The sequence below is a fragment of the Metabacillus idriensis genome (genome assembly GCF_009674765.1).
Lineage (GTDB): Bacteria > Bacillota > Bacilli > Bacillales > Bacillaceae > Bacillus_P > Bacillus_P idriensis.
The window spans coordinates 1-18,868 of the sequence record NZ_WKKF01000006.1; the positions used below are offsets into that span (position 1 = coordinate 1).

Genomic DNA, 18,868 nt, shown 5'->3' on the forward strand with positions numbered 1-18,868 from the left:
ACGCTTCTCTTCTTAAAGATGTCCAAAAAAAGGTCTGCGGGAGGAGCCTTGACAGTTTCGTTCATATCAGGAGGCTCCCAGCCGGACCGCGGAAAGGAACGGACAGCATTAATAATCAAAAACAACAATCTATGCGAAAACAGCTTTTATTAAATAGACAAACAGGACGATTTTAGTTTTATTCAGGAGTGAACGCTTTGAAAACGGAACAAGTCATTATTATCGGCGGCGGTCCATGCGGATTAGCTGCAGGCATTGCATTAAAAGAAAAAGGGATTAATCCTCTTATTATAGAAAAAGGAAACATCGTAAATTCCATTTATAACTACCCGACTCATCAGACGTTTTTCAGCTCAAGTGAAAAACTTGAAATTGGCGAAATACCTTTCATTACAGAAAACAGGAAGCCATTCCGTATTCAGGCGCTCGCTTATTACAGAGAAGTGGTCAAGAGGACTGGTTTAAGAATCAATGCTTTTGAGAAAGTTGCTGAAGTATTGAGAGAAGGAACAGGATTTATTGTCAAAACGTCTAAAGTGGACTACCGAACTGAATTTATCGTGGCAGCAACCGGCTATTACGATCATCCAAACTATATGAACATTGAAGGAGAAGATCTTCCAAAAGTGTTCCACTATTTTAAAGAAGGACATCCGTATTTCGATAAAGATGTAGTTGTGGTAGGCGGGAAAAATTCAAGTGTGGACGCAGCGCTTGAACTTGTTCATGCCGGTGCGCGTGTTACTGTCATTTACAGGGGCGGAACCTATTCCCCAAGTGTAAAACCATGGATCCTGCCTGAATTTGAAGCACTTGTTAGAAACGGAACAATTAAAATGGAATTCAACTCTATTTTAAAGAGCATAACAGAAGAGGCTGTAACTTATGAAGTGGACTGCAAAGAAGAAAAAACAATAAAAAATGATTTTGTATTCGCTATGACAGGATATCATCCGGACCATTCATTTCTCACTAAAATGGGCGTTGCAATTGACGAAGCGTCCGGGAGACCTGCTTTTTCCGAAGAAACAATGGAAACAAACGCAGAAGGAATTTACATTGCGGGAGTCATTGCAGCGGGAAACAATGCAAACGAGATTTTTATCGAAAATGGGCGCTTCCATGGCGGGTTATTGGCTGATCATATTGCAAAGAAAATAAAGTGAAAAAAAGACATCATCGCTTAAGATGATGTCTTTTTTTCACTTTATTTGTCATTTGATGAACTGATCTTATCTGCCTGTCGGAGCTGAACAGTCGGTTCCGCTTTTCTCATTGTCTAGCTCCACCGCCTAGCTCCTCGGCCAGAACGTCTCCGCCAGTAAAGGCAAAAAGCGCCTTTTCTGTCGGAGCCATATCTGTCTGTCGGAGCTGCCCAATGCGGTTCCGCTTTTCTGGTTTAATACGAAAAAATTTCCTGTAATTCTTCTTCGTTATGTGTGGTTTCAAGGGCGATCATGAGTTTTAGTCTCGCTTTTTGGCCATTTAGTCCGTTGCTGAAAATAATGCCGGCGTCTTTGAGTGTTTTTCCCCCGCCTTCATAGGCATAGACGTCCTGCACAATGCCGTTGAAGCATCTGGATACGATCACAATTTTAACGCCTAAGCTCATTAATCTTTTTAAGGAAGTCATCAATTTGGGCGGCAGGTTGCCTTGTCCCAGTGCTTCAATGACCAATCCGTCGAGTTTTAATTGTTCTATGGCTTTCAAAATTGTTTCATCCATGCCTGCATATGCTTTTAAAAGCAGGACTTGCTTTGTTAAAGAGGCAACAGCGAGTGACGTTCGATTGACTGGTTTATGATGAAAGGCAACGCCTCTTTTATTGACTATGCCGATTGGGCCGTATTGCGGACTCTGAAAGGTCGCTACATTGCTTGTATGTGTTTTCGTTGCATTTTTTGCCGAGTGGACCTCATCGTTCATGACAACGAGTACACCCATTTCTGCTGCTTCTTCGCTTGCGGCGACTTGAATGGATGATACTAGATTGTATAATCCGTCTGAACCGAGCTCATTGCTTGATCTCATGGCACCTGTAATAACAACGGGTATGCTGACATTTAAAGTTAAGTCCAGAAAATACGCCGTTTCCTCAAGAGTGTCTGTACCGTGAGTAATAACGATGCCATCAATTTTATCCTTCTTGCATGCCTTTTCAATCGTTTCTTTTAATTGGAGCATTTCGTTTGGGGTGATATGAGGCGAAGGCAGGTAAAATAATTCCTTTGCCGTAATCATAATATCATTGAATTTCAGTAAGTTGTGAAGCAGAGGATTCGATTCTCCCTGTTTGACTTCCCCTGTTGTTTCATCTTCACTCATTGAGATTGTACCGCCTGTGTGTATAACAAATATATGTTTCATAAGCTCCTCCGAATGTTTGAAATCTTTTTCTCTGTTTGATCTGATTCATTCATTTTCAATTCTACGATAACATGATACCATTAATAAATAGAAGATTTTAGAAGAAAGAAGGCCTGTGGATGATTGCCATTATATCTGCCGGCATAGCCCCTGGTTTAGCCATTTTAAGCTATTTTTATTTAAAAGACCAGTATGATTCAGAGCCGTTCTACATGGTTTTCAGGTCATTTGTTTTTGGGGCATTGCTCGTTTTTCCAATCATGTTTATTCAATATGTTCTTGAAGAAGAAAAAGTCTTTGACTCTGGGCTGATGCTGGCATTTGTATCAAGCGGGCTTCTGGAAGAGTTTTTTAAATGGTTTATCTTAATAGTGACTATTTATCCGCATGTTCATTTTGATGAGCATTATGACGGTATTGTTTACGGTGTTGCATCTTCTCTTGGATTTGCCACCCTGGAAAATATTCTGTATTTGATTGGAAATGGACTGGAGTTCGCAATTGGCAGGGCGCTATTGCCCGTGTCAAGTCATGCGCTGTTCGGTGTCATTATGGGGTATTATCTTGGGAAAGGAAAGTTTTCCCTTATTTCTGAAAAAAAGAAATGGATTTTGCTGTCTTTGATGCTTCCGGTTCTGCTGCACGGATTATATGATTACATATTGGTTGCACATGAACTTTGGCCGTTTTATATGGTCCCATTTATGTTTTTCTTATGGTGGTTTGCTCTGCACAAAGCAAAAAAAGCAAGAATGATTAAACATCCTGTATAAGCAAAAAGCAATCCTTTAAGAGGGTTGCTTATTTTTTTATGGACAGAAGTTCTTAATCAGGTTGTATAAAATGCCATTTACTACAAAAAATACGTTGTAAGGAAAACCATTAATCATGAGGAGGCAGCAGCATGCAGAAAAATCGTTTCATTTGGATGACGGCAGGTGCAGTAATCATTGCCCTCTTTTTCCAAATGACTATTTTAAATCAAAATGAAGCCCATGCGTTTTCGAATCAAGTGATTCAAAAAGGCGCTGTTGGCGATGATGTTGTGGAACTGCAGGCAAGATTGCAGTACAACGGATATTATAACGGTTCGATCGATGGAGTATATGGATGGAGCACTTATTGGGCGGTACGCAACTTTCAATATGAATTTGGATTAAAGGAAATAGATGGACTGGTTGGAGAGTCAACAAAACAAAAACTCGCACAGACTACAAAATATTATCGCGATTTTGTCCATAAACAGCTTAACTCAGGCAAAGATTTTACACACTACGGAGGTGTTCCGCTCAGCAGACAGAGCTCGCCTTCAAAAGCGTATAAGGCAAAATTAAAAGCAACACACGGCAAAAAAGGGGGAGGCAAGGCCCCTTCAGGACAGACAAAACAAACACAGCCGAAGCAGCAGGCGCAGCCAAAGCAGCAAGCTCAGCAAAAACAGCAGGCACAGCCTAAAGCAAAGACTCAGCCTAAAGCAAAAACAACCGCTGTAAATATGCCGGAGGGTTTTTCGCAAAATGATATACAGCTAATGGCAAATGCTGTATACGGCGAAGCGCGCGGAGAACCGTATATCGGGCAGGTTGCCGTAGCCGCCGTTATTTTAAACCGGGTGGACAGTGCAACATTCCCTAATACAGTATCAGGTGTTATTTTTGAGCCAAGAGCCTTTACAGCTGTAGCAGATGGGCAAATTTGGCTGACTCCGAATGAAACGGCTAAAAAAGCAGTAATGGATGCAATAAATGGCTGGGATCCAACAGAGAGTGCGACTTATTATTTTAATCCCAATACTGCAACAAGCGGCTGGATTTGGGGACGTCCTCAAATAAAACAGATTGGGAAACACATATTCTGCAATTAAGAGGTGAATGTAATGATCAGAGGGATATTGATTGCGATTCTGACAATTGGAGTCGTTGGAACGGCTTATTGGGGCTACAAAGAGCATCAAGAAAAAAATGCTGTGCTGATTCATGCTGAAAATAACTACCAGCGTGCATTCCATGATTTGACCTATCAGGTTGATCAGCTGCATGATAAAATCGGTGCCACTCTTGCAATGAATTCAAAAAAATCGCTGTCACCGGGCCTTGTTGAAGTATGGAGAATTACATCAGAAGCTCATTCTGATGTGGGACAGCTGCCGCTGACACTGCTCCCTTTCAACAAAACAGAAGAGTTTTTAGCAGCAATATCTGATTTCAGCTACCGTACAGCTGTACGGGACCTGGATAAAGAACCATTATCAGATCAGGAATATGCCACACTAAAGCAGCTTTATACAAAATCAGAGGATATTCAAAAAGAACTGCGCAATGTACAGCATTTGGTTATCGATAACAATCTCAGATGGATGGATGTTGAACTTGCTCTGGCTTCTGGTGATGAAAAAGATGATAACACCATTATTAATGGATTTAAAACAGTTGAGAAAAATGTCAATGCCTATTCAGAAACAGATTTTGATCCGTCCTTAACGTCTGTTAAAAAAGAGGAAGAAGGTTTTGACCATTTAAAAGGCAAAGTCATTACAGAAAAAGAAGTTCCAAAGATAGTTGAAAAGTTTGTTCCGGGTTCAACCGGCGAAATGAAAGTAACACCTAATGGAAAAGGTTCACCGCTTGAGTTTTACAGTGTATCAGTCAACGACCCGAAAAAGAAATCTGAAGTCTATCTCGATATTACAAAAAAAGGCGGTTATCCGATTTGGCTGCTTCAGAACAGAGAAGTAAAAGATCCTAAGATCAGTTTAAATGATGCTTCTAATAATGCTGCGAAATTTTTAAAAGATCAGGGGTTTGAGGATTTGATTTTATATGAAAGTGCTCAATTTGAAAACATAGGCATTTTCTCCTTTGTGTCCGTCTATAAAAATGTAAGGCTTTATCCTGATGCAATCAGAATGAAAGTGGCTCTTGATGATGGAAAAATAATTGGCTTTTCCGCAAGAGACTATCTTGCATCACACCGTAAACGCGAAATTCCGCAGGCGAAAATCAGTGCAGAAGAAGCAAGAAGTTTTGTTAATCCTAATCTGATGATCCAAGAAGACAGACTGGCTATCATTACAAATGAACTAGGTGAAGAAGTTCTTACTTATGAGTTTTTAGGAACAATGGAAAATGATACTTACAGAATCTTTGTAAATGCCAATGATGGAACGGAAGAAAAAGTTGAAAAGCTGGATAACTCTGAGCCGATCTATCAGGAAATTTAGAAAAGAAAAAATGACAAAAGATCCTATATAAAAAAAGGAAAAGATGAAATAGACTTTTCCTTTTTTTTAGATATTGGAAAGTATAAAATATTGAGCATTGGTGTCTAGCTCCAACGCCCAACTCCTCGGCCAGAACGGATCCGCCAGTAAAGGCAAAAAGCGCCTTTACTGGCGGATCCTTATCTGTCTGTCGGAGCTTAACGGGCGCTTGCGCTTTTCTTATATTCCATGATTTAATATTAGAGTAGAGTGAAATAGGGAGTATGTGATCATGTGCTGAATATTGGGGATCGTTTAATTTTTGAAATAAAAGATGATCAGTCTGTAAAATTAAAATGCAGAGTAGTCGATCTTAAGGATCAGGTATTATATACCGATTATCCAGTTAATGAAAAGACAGGAAAACCATCTTTTTTGCTGAACGGAACACATTTATCTGCCACCTTCGTTGGAAATGATCAAAATCCTTATTATTTTGATACAGAAGTCCTGGGCAGATTCAAAGATAATATACCGATGCTTGCTTTCAAACTGCCGGCAGCGCATGACATGACGAGAATTCAAAGAAGAGAGTACGTCAGGATTGAGACAGCAATTGATGTTGCTCTTCATTCAGTAAATGGCATGTTTGAACCTTTTGTGACGACAACGATAGATTTAAGTGCCGGCGGTGCTGCAGTCAGCCTTCCGTCACATGTCACTGTTAATCAAAATGAAGAGGTGTATGCATGGCTCTCTTTGCCTTTTCAAAAAGGAACAACTGAATATGCAAAAATCAAAGCGAAAATGATAAGAATCATAAAAAGCGGAAAGAAAGACATGGCCACGCTTCAATTTCTTGACTTATCAGAACCAGACCGCAAGAAAGTGCTGCAATTTTGCTTTGACCAGCAGCTGCTTATGAAGAAAAAGGGAGTTTTAGCCGAATAAGAAAATTCCAATTGCATCATACTAGTTATAAAAAGTGGAGATGGATACAAGTATGATGCGGTTTGAACGAATTGTGATCAAGATTGTGATCATTCAACTGATTCTTTTATTTTGTGCACAGGCTGCGCTGACGAATGCAAATCTTCAGCCCCACATCTCGCGTGTGGTACAATATGAAGGTGTAAATAAGCTGACAATCAGTGAATGGCTTGAAACCTTTAAACAATCAACTATGCAGGATAAATAGACCTGCATTCTTTTTATTTCTTATTAAAACAGCATGAAGATTCCTGTATACGTATCTAGGAAACTATCAAGGAGGAACTATGGAACGAAATATATCGATTGCAATTGATGGACCTGCAGCAGCAGGCAAAAGCACAGTTGCAAAAATTTTAGCAGAAGACTATTCATATGTTTATATCGACACGGGTGCCATGTACAGAGCTCTTACTTATAAAGCGATTCAGCAGAAAGCCGATTTAGAAAACGAAGAAATCCTGAAAGAGATTCTGTCTGATACAAAAATAGACCTAGTTCCAAGTGAAAAAGGGCAGCTTGTTTATGTGAATGGGGAAAATGTCACAGAAGTGATCCGCACTCATGAAGTCACAAACTCTGTTTCTATAGTGGCAAAACATGCTTCTGTCAGAGAAGAAATGGTCAAAAGACAAAAAGAAATGGCAAGCGGCGGCAGAGTGGTTATGGACGGAAGAGATATCGGCACCCATGTTCTGCCGGATGCAGAAGTGAAGATCTTTTTGAGAGCATCTGTGCTCGAACGTGCGAAAAGACGTCATGATGAAAATCTTTCAAAAGGATTTGAATCCGATTTAGAGCAGCTGAAGCTTGACATTGCAAGAAGGGACAAACTGGATTCTGAAAGGGTCATTGCTCCTCTTAAAAAAGCAGATGACGCAGTTGAAATTGATACAACGTCACTGTCAATTTCTGGTGTTGTGGAAGAAATTAAAAAAATTGTCAAAGAGAGGCTTTGATGAAAATGAACTTTTATCAATTTGCCAAAGGTGTTGTAGCTTCAGTGTTCTTTCCTCTTTACCGGGTCGAAGTAAAAGGGAAAGAATATTTTCCTAAAGAAGGCGCGGTTCTTTTGTGTTCGAATCATATTGATAATTTAGATCCGCCTACAGTCGGGATATCAGCTCCAAGACAAGTGCATTTTATGGCGAAAGAAGAATTGTTTCGAGTCCCTATATTAGGGGGTATAGTCAGAAAAGTTGGATCTTTCCCTGTTAAAAGAGGCATGAGTGACCGTGAAGCTTTAAGAAATGGTTTAAATGTGCTGAAAGAAGGCGGCGTATTGGGATTATTCCCTGAAGGCACAAGAAGCAAAGACGGGAAGCTGGGAAAGGGGCTTGCAGGAGCAGGTTTTTTCGCTCTCAGATCTAATGCATTAGTCGTTCCCTGCGCGGTTATCGGCACGTATAAGCCTTTTCGAAAAGTAAAAGTTTTCTTCGGCGAGCCTATCAATCTAGATCCTTTAAGAGAGAGAAAAGCTACTGCTGAAGAAGCAACTGAACTGATTATGTCGAAAATTGCAGAACTTCTCGAAAAACATCGCTCTTAAGAGTCTTACTACTTGACAAAATGTAACATTTATTAGAAGTTAGTAAAAAGAGTATTTTCACTTTATTCTAAAAAGTGATTTCATACATATCCAACTAAAGTCGTGGGTTGTGACCAAGGAGGTAATTGGAATGGTTGAAGACATGAATGATGTAGAAGTAAAAACACCGGAAGTTGGTGACATTCTAAAAGGGATCGTTACCAAAGTTGAAGACAAACAGGTAATTGTTGAAATTGATAACGTGAAACATACTGGTATTATTCCTATCAGTGAATTATCCAGTCTGCACGTTGAAAAAGCTTCTGATGTTGTAAGTGAAAATGAAGAATTGCAGCTAAAAGTGACAAAAGTCGAGGATGAAGCATTAATCCTTTCTAAACGAGCAATTGACGCAGATCTTGCCTGGGATCAGCTGCAGGCTAAATTCGAATCTAAAGAAGTATTTGAAGCAGAAGTCAAAGATGTAGTGAAGGGCGGCCTCGTTGTCGATCTTGGAGTAAGAGGATTCATTCCTGCATCATTAGTGGAATCTCACTTTGTTGAAGATTTTTCTGACTATAAAGGAAAAACACTGTCACTTATGGTTGTAGAGATTGACCGTGAGAAGAACCGTGTGATCTTATCTCATCGTGCCGTGGTTGAAAAAGAGCATGGCGAAAAGAAACAGCAGAGATTAGATATGATTAAAGCAGGCGAAGTGCTTGAAGGAACGGTTCAGCGACTGACTGATTTCGGAGCATTTGTTGATATCGGCGGCATTGACGGGCTTGTTCACATTTCACAGCTGTCACATAACCATGTTGACAAACCGTCTGAAGTAGTTGAAGAAGGACAAAAAGTTCAGGTGAAAGTTCTTTCGATTGATCGTGATAATGAAAGAATCTCATTATCTATTAAAGAAACCCTTCCTGGACCATGGGAGAACATTGCAGGTAAAGTAAAAGCCGGCGATATTGTGGATGGTACAGTGAAACGATTGGTTACTTTCGGTGCATTCGTAGAAATTCTTCCTGGGGTAGAAGGTCTTGTTCATATTTCTCAAATCTCGAATAAGCATATCGGCACACCGCATGAAGTGCTTTCAGAGAATGAAGAAGTTAAAGTGAAGGTACTCGACGTTAATGAAAACGAACAGCGCATTTCCCTTAGCATTCGTGAATTAGAAGGCCCATCTAAAGCTGATGAAGAGGATTACCGCAATTATCAGGCTAAAGAAGAGTCTTCAGGTTTTCAATTAGGCGAAATGATTGGCGATCAATTAAATAAACTAAAATAAACGGTGATGAATGTGAGCAGAGCTAAGCGCAAGATCGACCATATACAACACGCTTTAAAAACAGGACAGCTAAGAGAAAATGGATTTGATGATGTCATGTTTCTGCACCAGAGCTTGCCTGATACGGCTGTTCATCACATTGATCTGCACACTGAAATTGGCGAACTTGTTCTAAGTTCGCCAATTTTTATCAATGCAATGACAGGCGGAGGCGGAATAGAAACAGTCAAAATTAATGAAGCGCTCTCCTCCGCAGCAGCTGAGTGCGGAATTCCGCTCGCTGTCGGCTCCCAAATGTCTGCTATTCGCGATGCTTCAGAAAGACCTTCCTATGAAGTGGTGCGCAAGGTTAATCAAAAAGGACTGCTTTTTGCAAACCTTGGAAGCGAAGCAACGCCTGATCAGGCAAAAACGGCTATTGATATGATTGAAGCAAACGCCATTCAAATTCATTTGAATGTTGTTCAGGAATTGGTTATGCCAGAGGGCGACAGAGATTTCAGCGGTGCATTAAAAAGAATTTCGGCAATAGCAAATGCAGCAGAGGTTCCGGTTATCGTGAAAGAAGTAGGATTCGGCATGAATCGTGAAGCGGCCGAACAGCTGAGAGATGCCGGCGCTGCAGCCATAGATGTTGGAGGCTTTGGCGGAACGAACTTTGCAAAAATTGAAAACGAAAGAAGAAACAGACTGTTATCTTATTTCAATGATTGGGGAATTCCAACAGCCGTTTCAATAGCGGAGCTAAGTTCGTCGGTTAAAGGCATCTCCATTCTCGGCTCCGGAGGCATTCAAAACGCGATGGATATAGCGAAAGCTATTTCTCTCGGTGCATCAAGCGCAGGAATGGCCGGTTTCTTTTTGAAAATATTGATTGAAGACGGCTATGAAGCACTTGTTTCTGAAATTAAAAACGTTCAGGATGATTTAAGAATGATTATGACAGCCGTTGGGGCAGAAAGCATAAACCAGCTTCAGCAGGCACCCGTCATTTTATCCGGTATGACTCATCATATTTTAACTGAACGAAACATTGACACAAAAGTGTTCAGCAATCGAATCATCGAAAAATAAAAATCCGCATCCTGTTACAGGGTGCGGATTTTGTTTTAGTGAAAAGGCGCCATGCATTTGGCGGCTTTTTTGCTGTTTAGGAACTTATAAAAGGTAATAGATTCTAGATAATGAAATAAAGTTATCTACGGCAAGCGTAAGCGCCTAGATCCTCGGTCAGAACGAATCCGCCAGTTGGATCTAACAAAGGAGCATGCGCTTTTGTTCCTGCGGGAAATGGAATCCTATTTATTTCGGGCTCTTGATTCCTCTGGGCTTTCTAAAGAAGTGGCTCCTTTGTAATGCAATGATTGATCTCGGTCAGATTCGACCCGTTTACTTGCTTTCAGCTTTTTTTCTTGACGGTCACGTCCCATTTCATATCCCTCCTTTTATTCCTTAGTATGACTCAAGCATCCGTTACACATGAATTCCATTTTATGAGGATTTGATCATTTGAATTTTTAAGAAACGCTGCAAGTGCAATACCAGTAATTCATTCGAGAAAGCTCATTTAATCAGCTATCTATACATAAACGGCAATTTTCACCCTAGATGTGGATTAAAGATCAAAAAATCCTCCCATAATAGGAACAATAGGAGTGAGGACCGTGGAAAATGTCTTTTACTATTGGATTTTGTGGGGAGCTTGGATTGTTGCAGCTTTTTTTCTTCAAAAATCCATCAGGCGAACATTGATATCAGTGGTTATTTTAGCATTCATAGCATTTGGAGAACTATTTGTGGAGGTTTCTTCTTTTTCCATTAGAGTTTCCTTTATTATGGCACTTTGTGTTGGTTATTATTTGGCCGCAGGCAGCATGCGGAAGGTTTATCACTTTTTTTCAGTGATGACGTTAACTAGTGCATATGCAGGTATTCATTTATTTGAAATCTTTGATCCTGTATGGTTTATGGTCGACCGCTTTTTTGTCATTATTGGGGTTATCAGTATATTAGCTCTTTATCTGGGGAAAAGTATGCGCGAGCGTTTAGGGCTTCTGATCCTTTCCATGAGCCAGGGAGAATTAGTGTTTTGGGTTATCCTTGGAAAATTTCATGACGGATTAACAATTGGAACAGCTGATTATTTAAATATGGCTGCAATTGGCTTTTTTATCTTATGTACATGGACTTATATAGAACAAGTGACGGCGTCATTAAATCAGCAGGTTCAAAAATCAGCAAGGGGGAAGCAGGCTTAATATGAATGAATATACTCTTCCGATATTATTCGGCGTTGCTTTTGGTGTGACTTCAAGACTTTATATGCTGCGTACAGATTACAGGCAGTACCCCACGTACCTGCATGGAAAAATCATTCATGTTGCATTGGGATTTATTGCTGCAGGGCTTGGAACGATTGCCATACCAGCTATTATGGAGGAAGAATTTACTGCGATTACTTTTCTGACGCTTGCTGCTTCGCAATTCAGAGAAGTGAGAAATATGGAGAGGAATACGTTAACTGAGCTGGATCGATATGAGCTTGTTTCAAGAGGGAGCACATATATTGAAGGAATTGCCGTTGCCTTTGAAAGCAGAAATTATCTAGTCATTTTCACATCTTTAGTGACGACGTTAGCATATTTAGTTGTAAACATCTGGGCAGCAGCTGCTGCAGGAGTCATTTGTCTGATTGTATCAAAAAAATTAATGGCAGGAAGCAAATTGAAGGATATCGTACATATTGAATATAAAGAACCTCATTTTGAAGGTGCAGGATTATATATAGATAACATTTATATTATGAATATTGGGATACCTGCCAAACAGGAAGCTGTATTAAAATATGGCATGGGCTTTATTTTGACTCCGAAAAATTACAATGCAAGAACGACAATTGCCAATTTAGGACAAAGACAGGCGATCCTGCACGATGTCTCAACTGCGCTTGGAGTTCACAGGGATTCAGGTGAACCATCCTTAGTACCGCTTGCTAAGCGTGATTTAGATGATGGGAGAGTAGGAGTATTCGTCCTCCCTCAAGGAGGAGACATTGAGCTTGCCAAAACCGTAATAGGGGAAGTTCCGACACTTGAAAATGCAATAAGAATGCCAAGTGAGTCTAAAGCGAATAATGAAGGCAGGTCTAAACATTGAGTACATCACTTGAAAAATATATTCTGGCAGCGGTAACGACAAGCCCTGAAAAAGTAACAGGAGGGACTGCCGTCTTTGTAGTCAAAACAAAAGAAGAAATGGATTTTTACGCAAAAAATCTAGAAGCCATTTTAGATGGAATCGCACACGGAATCGGCGAAGATCTGTACATTATTGTAAAGCATTGAGTTGTACAACATGCTAAACTCTGCTAATATATAAAAGTTAAGCCCTTCCCGAAAATAGAGAAGGGTTTCTTTCATGAAAAGGGAAAGCTTATAATGTAAGATATGAACTTATATGTTGCCCGCATTAAAATACATAAACTGCAAGCTGAAAGGAAAGATTGCTATGGCTAAACCGGTAATTGCAATCGTCGGCCGCCCGAATGTTGGGAAATCGACGATATTTAATCGAATCGTTGGCGAGCGTGTGTCAATCGTCGAAGATACTCCAGGAGTAACAAGAGACAGAATATACAGTTCGGGAGAATGGCTGAACTACCAATTTAATTTAATTGATACAGGCGGAATTGATATTGGAGATGAGCCGTTCTTAGCGCAGATTCGACAGCAGGCTGAAATTGCGATCGATGAAGCGGATGTTATTATTTTTCTGACAAACGGACGCGAAGGTGTGACTTCTGCTGATGAAGAAGTGGCAAAGATTCTCTACCGCAGCAAAAAGCCTGTTGTGCTTGCTGTAAACAAAGTGGACAATCCTGAAATGAGAGCAAGCATTTATGATTTCTATGCGCTTGGATTTGGAGAGCCTTTCCCGATTTCCGGTTCTCATGGACTGGGTCTTGGAGATTTGCTTGATGCAGTAGCTGAGCATTTTAAAAATATTGTGACAGAAGAGTATGATGAAGAAACAATCAAATTCAGTTTAATCGGACGTCCAAATGTTGGGAAATCTTCCCTGGTGAATGCTCTTCTTGGAGAAGACCGGGTAATCGTCAGCAACATCGCAGGCACTACAAGAGATGCGGTTGATACGAGCTACCGATATGAAGGCCAGGATTTCGTTATTATTGATACCGCCGGCATGAGGAAAAAAGGGAAGGTATACGAGTCTACTGAAAAATACAGTGTTCTCCGCGCCTTAAAAGCCATTGACCGTTCAGATGTCGTGCTCGTTGTGATTGACGGGGAAGAAGGCATTATTGAGCAGGATAAAAAAATTGCAGGCTACGCACATGAAGCTGGACGTGCAGTCGTGATTGTCGTGAATAAATGGGATGCAGTTGATAAAGATGAAAAAACAATGAAAGATTTTGAAACAAACATTAGAGAGCATTTCTTATTCCTGGATTACGCTCCAATCGTTTTCTTGTCAGCAAAAACGACCCGCCGTATCCATACACTGCTGCCAAAAATCATTCTGGCCAGTGAAAATCACTCTCTGCGTGTTGAAACAAGCGTACTGAATGATGTCATTATGGATGCTGTAGCGATGAATCCTACACCTACTGATAAAGGGAAGAGATTGAAAATTTATTATGCTACACAGGTTGCTGTTAAGCCGCCGGCATTTGCTATTTTCGTGAACGAACCAGAATTAATGCATTTTTCATATGAGCGATTCCTGCAAAACAGAATCCGGGATGCATTTGGTTTTGAAGGCACACCAATTAAAATTTTCGCAAGAGCAAGAAAATAATAGGGGTGAATAGGGATGGAACGAATTGCCGTTCTTGGTGCAGGAAGCTGGGGGACAGCGCTTAGTATTGTACTTGCAGATAATCATCATGAAGTTAGACTTTGGGGACATCGCAAAGAGCTCATTCAGCAAATAAATGAAACACACCGGAATCAAAAGTATTTGCCAGAAGTCGAGCTTTCAGATGCCATTAAAGGCTATACAGATTTAGCAGAAGCTCTGAATTCAGTGAATATCGCGGTTTTGGCTGTTCCGACAAAAGCAATTAGAGAAGTTCTGCAGGACGTTATAAAAGTAATTGACCATAAATTGATCATTGTGCATGTCAGTAAAGGAATCGAGCCTGATTCTCTTCTGCGCATATCTGAAATCATTAAAGAGGAAGTGCCTGAAAACCTGCTTCAGGATGTAGTGGTTCTATCAGGCCCAAGTCATGCTGAAGAAGTAAGCTTAAGACAGCCGACAACGGTAACATCATCTTCCGATAACCTTGAAGCAGCAGAGCATATTCAGGACTTATTTATGAATCAGCATTTCAGAGTGTATACAAACCCTGATGTCATCGGAGTTGAGATTGGCGGAGCTCTGAAGAATATTATTGCACTTGCAGCAGGAATCACGGACGGTCTTGGGTATGGAGATAATGCCAAAGCTGCTCTTATTACGAGAGGACTTGCTGAAATAGCGCGCCTTGGCAGTATAATGGGCGGAAATCCATTAACGTTTTCAGGACTCACAGGTATTGGAGACTTAATTGTTACGTGTACAAGTGTACACTCGAGAAACTGGCGGGCCGGCAATTTGCTTGGTAAAGGCCAAAAGCTTGAGGATGTGCTTGAAAACATGGGAATGGTAGTAGAAGGCGTCAGAACGACTAAGGCAGCCTATCAGCTTGCCCAAAAATATGATGTGAAAATGCCGATTACAGAAGCTCTGTATGATGTACTATTCAACGATAAAGAAGTAAAAGATGCCGTTGATTCGCTGATGGCCAGAGTGAAAACACATGAAATGGAAGATCTTGTGAATATTAGTGAAAATCGCAGCTGACTCATGTGGCATAAGGGGCGGAACGTGCATAGTATAGCTTGAGTTTGTGAAAGAATAACAATCTTACTCATGAAACGGACCACTAGGTGCAAATGCGTAAATCCACTATAGCATTGAATCACATACTTACGTTTCCTCCCTGCTTATAAAAATGGCTTACTTAATCCATGAAAATAGGCATTAGAGGATGCAAATGCTCTGAAATTCGCATAAAATGCATCGTAGTAAATTATGAGTTGCTCTAATCAATGGGATCCGATTAGTCTGAAGCAAAAAATGGCTGAAGTAAAGCTGCCCCCTCTTTACTTCGGTTTTTTTTGTCATGAAAAGGGACAAGTCTGGTGTTCCACTTGGGTGGAGTTCATACATAGAGAAACTGTTATTTATTCATACCGTACTCGGCTTAAAAATCAAGACTTCAGCTAAATAGTGCATAGAACGGCTAAATAAGCAGAAATCCAGCTGGATAAAATGGGATTTCAGCTTATAAAAAGAGGTGGCTAGATTGAGATTTCTTATCTGTCTGTCGGAGCTAAACAGTCGGTTCCGCATTTCGCGGTGTCCAGCTCCATCGCCCAGCTCCTCGGCCAGAACGGCTCATCCAGCAAAGGCAAAAAGCGCCTTCACTGGCTGATCCTTATCTGTCTGTCGGAGCTAAGCAGTCGGTTCCGCATTTCGCGGTGTCCAGCTCCACCTCCTAACTCCTCGGCCAGAACGGATCAGCCTGAAAAGTCAAACCCGGACTTTCCAGTCTGCTCCTTATCTGTCTGTCGGAGCTAAGCAGTCGGTTCCGCATTTCGCGGTGTCCAGCTTAATCGCCTAACCCCTCGGTCAGAACAGATTCCCCGAAAAAGGCGGGACCCGGACTTTTCCGGTGAATCCTTATCTGCCTGTCGGGGCTAAACAGGCGATTCCGCTTTTCTTGTGATATAATATTTTTCGGATAATAAGGGGAGGTAAGGGAATGAGTCCAGCGTTGATGAAGATGTGGATTGCTCTCGCTTCAATGGGGTTTATGTTTGTTGCGATTATATCAATCTATTTCAGCAGATTTAAAATGAAAGGGTTTTTAAAGATTGCTTTTGCGGCGATTGCCTATTTTTTTATGATTCTTGCAGGGTTGTTAATCTTTTTCGTTGTGTTCAGCGGACCTGTTAATGAATAATGAACTTCACTATAAAGGAAGATTTTCATGAAAAAGCTTGCTTCACTATTACCTGTTTTTTTAATCATGACACTGCTTTCAGGCTGCTTGTATCCTGATCAGGAGCTGAGCCAGAATCAGGTTCCGTATGAAGATCAGATAGCAGGGGTGCAAAATACAGTTGACCGGTTTAAAGAAGATTCCGGAGGTTTGCTTCCGATTAAAACGAGAGATATGGAAACGCCGATCTATCAGAAATACCCGATTGATTTTGCCCAGCTTGTGCCGAAATACATGGCTGAACCCCCTGGAACATCCTATGAAAGCGGCGGAGTTTACTTGTATGTTCTTGTTGATGTTGAAAAAAATCCGACCGTCAAACTGATTGACCTCAGAATCTCAGAGGAAATCCGTGATCTAAAAACGAGATTAAATGTGTATAAAGCATCCAATGGCTATCCGCCTTATAAAGATGTTGTAGCTGAAAATGTGTTTACTTTGGACTATAAGAAACTTGGCTATGAGGAAGCTCCTCATGCCGTAAGCCCTTATTCAGGAGAAATACTGCCTTTTGTGATTGATAATACGGGGGAAGTGTATGTTGATTACCGCATTGATTTGAATAAAGCATTGAGCGAAAAGAAAAATAAAGCCGCAGACGGTGAAGATATAAGAAATCTATTGGTCGCTGACTCTCCGTTTGTTCCGGCATTTTCCTTGCCGTATACCGTCAATGAAAAAAATGAACCTGTCTTTTTAGATAAATAAGTCATGAACCCTTCTTAAGAGAAATAAACTCTGAAAGAAGGGTTTTTCATTTTTTAAAATCATATAAGAAAAATGAAATGAAAAAAATTTCAGATCACTGTCATAAATAAATAGGACAACGTCATAAATATATAGTGTCCTAAAACACGAAGAAGCAGACGGTCAATAACCCAAGAAGCCTATGATCGGGAGGGGATCACTTGGAAAAGGTAGATATTTTTAAGGATATCGCAGAGCGCACTGGCGGCGATATCTATCTCGGAGTAGTGGGAGCAGTAAGAACAGGCAAATCTACTTTTATCAAAAAGTTCATGGAGCAAGTCGTGCTTCCGAATATTGATAATGAAGCAGATAAGGCACGAGCGCAGGATGAGCTGCCGCAAAGTGCTGCTGGTAAAACCATCATGACGACAGAGCCTAAATTTGTTCCGAATCAAGCGGTTTCAATCCATGTTGATGAGGGACTTGAGGTCAATATTAGATTGGTAGATTGCGTTGGCTATACGGTACCCGGGGCAAAAGGGTATGAAGATGAAAATGGGCCTAGAATGATTAACACTCCTTGGTATGAGGAGCCGATTCCTTTCCATGAAGCAGCAGAAATCGGCACACGCAAAGTGATTCAGGAGCATTCAACAATCGGTGTCGTCATTACAACAGACGGCTCAATTGGGGAAATTCCAAGAAGAGATTACATTGAAGCTGAAGAGCGTGTCATTGAGGAATTAAAGGAAGTAGGAAAACCTTTCATCATGATTATTAATACGGTTCAGCCGTATCATCCTGAAACAGAAACTCTCCGAAGACAGCTCAGTGAAAAATATGACATTCCGGTTCTTGCAATGAGTGTTGAAAGCATCCGTGAAACAGATGTCATGAACGTTCTCCGCGAAGCGCTGTATGAGTTCCCTGTGCTTGAGGTAAATGTGAATCTGCCTAGCTGGGTTATGGTACTCCGTGATAATCACTGGCTGCGAGAAAGCTATCAGGAAGCAGTCAAAGATACTGTTCAGGATATTAAGCGGCTCAGAGATGTTGACCGTGTGGTCGGTTATTTCAGTGAATATGATTTCATTGACCGCGCCAGCCTTGCAGGCATTGAAATGGGGCAGGGGATCGCAGAAATCGATCTTTACGCGCCGGATGATTTATATGATCAGATATTAAAAGAAGTCGTTGGTGTGGAAATCCGCGGGAAAGATCACCTGCTGCAGCTTATGCAGGACTTTGCGTATGCAAAAGCAGAATATGATCAAGTATCAGATGCGCTTAGAATGGTAAAGCAAACAGGCTACGGCATTGCAGCGCCAGCTCTCAGCGACATGAGCCTTGATGAGCCGGAGATTATCAGGCAGGGTGCAAGATTCGGTGTCCGGCTAAAAGCTGTGGCCCCATCAATTCATATGATTAAAGTGGATGTGGAGTCAGAATTTGCTCCGATTATCGGAACAGAAAAACAAAGTGAAGAGCTGGTTCGATACTTAATGCAGGATTTTGAAGATAATCCGCTGTCCATCTGGAATTCAGATATTTTCGGGCGCAGCTTGAGTTCAATTGTGAGAGAAGGCATTCAGGCGAAACTCTCATTAATGCCTGAAAATGCCAGATACAAGCTAAAAGAAACACTCGAACGCATTATTAACGAAGGATCTGGCGGTTTAATCGCGATCATTCTATAGAAGTCATACGAACAGATGACCACAAAA

At 40.9% G+C, this 18,868-nt stretch carries 20 protein-coding genes; 18 read left to right on the forward strand and 2 right to left on the reverse strand.

Annotation, left to right across the window (positions count from 1 at the left end):
- Positions 1 to 197: 197 nt before the first annotated feature.
- The gene (locus tag GJU41_RS17055) at positions 198 to 1,166 is read left to right on the forward strand and encodes a YpdA family putative bacillithiol disulfide reductase (RefSeq protein ID WP_154319149.1); all 969 of its coding nucleotides are present in this window, start codon (positions 198 to 200) and stop codon (positions 1,164 to 1,166) included.
- Positions 1,167 to 1,399: 233 nt separating this feature from the next.
- Here the strand turns inward: GJU41_RS17055 and GJU41_RS17060 are convergent, their stop codons facing one another.
- Positions 1,400 to 2,368, reverse strand: coding sequence for an asparaginase (locus GJU41_RS17060; RefSeq protein WP_083328272.1), 969 nt, complete (start codon positions 2,366 to 2,368; stop codon positions 1,400 to 1,402).
- A 119-nt stretch (positions 2,369 to 2,487) separates the two neighbouring features.
- Here GJU41_RS17060 and prsW point away from each other — a divergent pair, with 119 nt between their 5' ends.
- The 9 genes from prsW to fni all read left to right on the forward strand — a co-directional run bounded on the left by prsW (position 2,488) and on the right by fni (position 10,456).
- Entirely contained in the window at positions 2,488 to 3,141 is a 654-nt protein-coding gene (gene prsW, locus GJU41_RS17065) for a glutamic-type intramembrane protease PrsW (RefSeq protein ID WP_070877560.1), read from the forward strand.
- A gap of 194 nt (positions 3,142 to 3,335) precedes the next feature.
- Positions 3,336 to 4,232, forward strand: a complete 897-nt coding sequence (gene sleB / locus GJU41_RS17070) for a spore cortex-lytic enzyme (protein ID WP_224771140.1) — start codon at positions 3,336 to 3,338, stop codon at positions 4,230 to 4,232.
- A gap of 12 nt (positions 4,233 to 4,244) precedes the next feature.
- The gene (gene ypeB / locus GJU41_RS17075) at positions 4,245 to 5,588 is read left to right on the forward strand and encodes a germination protein YpeB (RefSeq protein ID WP_070877558.1); all 1,344 of its coding nucleotides are present in this window, start codon (positions 4,245 to 4,247) and stop codon (positions 5,586 to 5,588) included.
- A 273-nt stretch (positions 5,589 to 5,861) separates the two neighbouring features.
- Positions 5,862 to 6,518, forward strand: coding sequence for a flagellar brake protein (locus tag GJU41_RS17080; RefSeq protein ID WP_070877557.1), 657 nt, complete (start codon positions 5,862 to 5,864; stop codon positions 6,516 to 6,518).
- 52 nt (positions 6,519 to 6,570) lie between these two features.
- Positions 6,571 to 6,765: a YpfB family protein gene (locus GJU41_RS17085; protein ID WP_070877556.1), complete on the forward strand. Its 195-nt coding sequence runs from the start codon at positions 6,571 to 6,573 to the stop codon at positions 6,763 to 6,765.
- Positions 6,766 to 6,844: 79 nt separating this feature from the next.
- Complete coding sequence (gene cmk, locus GJU41_RS17090) at positions 6,845 to 7,516, forward strand: (d)CMP kinase (RefSeq protein ID WP_070877555.1); 672 nt, start codon at positions 6,845 to 6,847, stop codon at positions 7,514 to 7,516.
- Between the two features lie 5 nt (positions 7,517 to 7,521).
- A complete protein-coding gene (locus GJU41_RS17095) occupies positions 7,522 to 8,106 on the forward strand; it encodes a lysophospholipid acyltransferase family protein (protein ID WP_070877637.1) in 585 nt (194 codons plus the stop codon).
- A gap of 130 nt (positions 8,107 to 8,236) precedes the next feature.
- On the forward strand, positions 8,237 to 9,382 hold the full coding sequence (rpsA, locus tag GJU41_RS17100) for a 30S ribosomal protein S1 (RefSeq protein WP_070877554.1): 1,146 nt from the start codon (positions 8,237 to 8,239) through the stop codon (positions 9,380 to 9,382).
- A 6-nt stretch (positions 9,383 to 9,388) separates the two neighbouring features.
- Positions 9,389 to 10,456 (forward strand): type 2 isopentenyl-diphosphate Delta-isomerase, encoded by a 1,068-nt coding sequence (fni, locus tag GJU41_RS17105; RefSeq protein ID WP_154319150.1) that lies wholly within the window; start codon positions 9,389 to 9,391, stop codon positions 10,454 to 10,456.
- 224 nt (positions 10,457 to 10,680) lie between these two features.
- On the opposite strand, the gene GJU41_RS17110 is transcribed toward fni, so the two are convergent.
- Positions 10,681 to 10,812: a YpzI family protein gene (locus GJU41_RS17110; protein ID WP_070877552.1), complete on the reverse strand. Its 132-nt coding sequence runs from the start codon at positions 10,810 to 10,812 to the stop codon at positions 10,681 to 10,683.
- A 234-nt stretch (positions 10,813 to 11,046) separates the two neighbouring features.
- Here GJU41_RS17110 and GJU41_RS17115 point away from each other — a divergent pair, with 234 nt between their 5' ends.
- The 8 genes from GJU41_RS17115 (at position 11,047) to spoIVA (ending at position 18,841) form a co-directional block, all read left to right on the forward strand.
- The gene (locus GJU41_RS17115) at positions 11,047 to 11,640 is read left to right on the forward strand and encodes a YphA family membrane protein (protein WP_070877551.1); all 594 of its coding nucleotides are present in this window, start codon (positions 11,047 to 11,049) and stop codon (positions 11,638 to 11,640) included.
- Position 11,641: 1 nt separating this feature from the next.
- Positions 11,642 to 12,538 (forward strand): YIEGIA family protein, encoded by an 897-nt coding sequence (locus tag GJU41_RS17120; protein ID WP_070877550.1) that lies wholly within the window; start codon positions 11,642 to 11,644, stop codon positions 12,536 to 12,538.
- A complete protein-coding gene (locus GJU41_RS17125) occupies positions 12,535 to 12,726 on the forward strand; it encodes a capping complex subunit for YIEGIA (protein ID WP_070877549.1) in 192 nt (63 codons plus the stop codon). Before GJU41_RS17120 ends, GJU41_RS17125 begins: the two co-directional genes overlap by 4 nt.
- A gap of 163 nt (positions 12,727 to 12,889) precedes the next feature.
- Positions 12,890 to 14,200 (forward strand): ribosome biogenesis GTPase Der, encoded by a 1,311-nt coding sequence (gene der / locus GJU41_RS17130; RefSeq protein WP_070877548.1) that lies wholly within the window; start codon positions 12,890 to 12,892, stop codon positions 14,198 to 14,200.
- Between the two features lie 15 nt (positions 14,201 to 14,215).
- On the forward strand, positions 14,216 to 15,250 hold the full coding sequence (locus tag GJU41_RS17135) for an NAD(P)H-dependent glycerol-3-phosphate dehydrogenase (RefSeq protein ID WP_070877547.1): 1,035 nt from the start codon (positions 14,216 to 14,218) through the stop codon (positions 15,248 to 15,250).
- 964 nt (positions 15,251 to 16,214) lie between these two features.
- Positions 16,215 to 16,415, forward strand: a complete 201-nt coding sequence (locus GJU41_RS17140) for a DUF2768 domain-containing protein (RefSeq protein WP_070878173.1) — start codon at positions 16,215 to 16,217, stop codon at positions 16,413 to 16,415.
- Positions 16,416 to 16,442: 27 nt separating this feature from the next.
- A complete protein-coding gene (locus tag GJU41_RS17145) occupies positions 16,443 to 17,162 on the forward strand; it encodes a hypothetical protein (protein WP_070878171.1) in 720 nt (239 codons plus the stop codon).
- A 200-nt stretch (positions 17,163 to 17,362) separates the two neighbouring features.
- Positions 17,363 to 18,841 carry a stage IV sporulation protein A gene (gene spoIVA, locus GJU41_RS17150; RefSeq protein WP_070878169.1) on the forward strand — a complete coding sequence of 493 codons (1,479 nt, stop codon included), beginning with the start codon at positions 17,363 to 17,365 and terminating at the stop codon, positions 18,839 to 18,841.
- Positions 18,842 to 18,868: the final 27 nt, after the last annotated feature.

Coding starts and splice junctions, on each gene's coding strand:
- GJU41_RS17060 (WP_083328272.1), bottom strand. CDS start 2,368: ATGAAACATATATTTGTTATACACACAGGCGGTACAATCTCAATGAGT.
- prsW (WP_070877560.1), top strand. CDS start 2,488: ATGATTGCCATTATATCTGCCGGCATAGCCCCTGGTTTAGCCATTTTA.
- sleB (WP_224771140.1), top strand. CDS start 3,336: ATGACTATTTTAAATCAAAATGAAGCCCATGCGTTTTCGAATCAAGTG.
- ypeB (WP_070877558.1), top strand. CDS start 4,245: ATGATCAGAGGGATATTGATTGCGATTCTGACAATTGGAGTCGTTGGA.
- GJU41_RS17085 (WP_070877556.1), top strand. CDS start 6,571: ATGATGCGGTTTGAACGAATTGTGATCAAGATTGTGATCATTCAACTG.
- cmk (WP_070877555.1), top strand. CDS start 6,845: ATGGAACGAAATATATCGATTGCAATTGATGGACCTGCAGCAGCAGGC.
- GJU41_RS17095 (WP_070877637.1), top strand. CDS start 7,522: ATGAACTTTTATCAATTTGCCAAAGGTGTTGTAGCTTCAGTGTTCTTT.
- rpsA (WP_070877554.1), top strand. CDS start 8,237: ATGGTTGAAGACATGAATGATGTAGAAGTAAAAACACCGGAAGTTGGT.
- fni (WP_154319150.1), top strand. CDS start 9,389: ATGAATGTGAGCAGAGCTAAGCGCAAGATCGACCATATACAACACGCT.
- GJU41_RS17110 (WP_070877552.1), bottom strand. CDS start 10,812: ATGGGACGTGACCGTCAAGAAAAAAAGCTGAAAGCAAGTAAACGGGTC.
- GJU41_RS17120 (WP_070877550.1), top strand. CDS start 11,642: ATGAATGAATATACTCTTCCGATATTATTCGGCGTTGCTTTTGGTGTG.
- der (WP_070877548.1), top strand. CDS start 12,890: ATGGCTAAACCGGTAATTGCAATCGTCGGCCGCCCGAATGTTGGGAAA.
- GJU41_RS17135 (WP_070877547.1), top strand. CDS start 14,216: ATGGAACGAATTGCCGTTCTTGGTGCAGGAAGCTGGGGGACAGCGCTT.
- GJU41_RS17140 (WP_070878173.1), top strand. CDS start 16,215: ATGAGTCCAGCGTTGATGAAGATGTGGATTGCTCTCGCTTCAATGGGG.
- GJU41_RS17145 (WP_070878171.1), top strand. CDS start 16,443: ATGAAAAAGCTTGCTTCACTATTACCTGTTTTTTTAATCATGACACTG.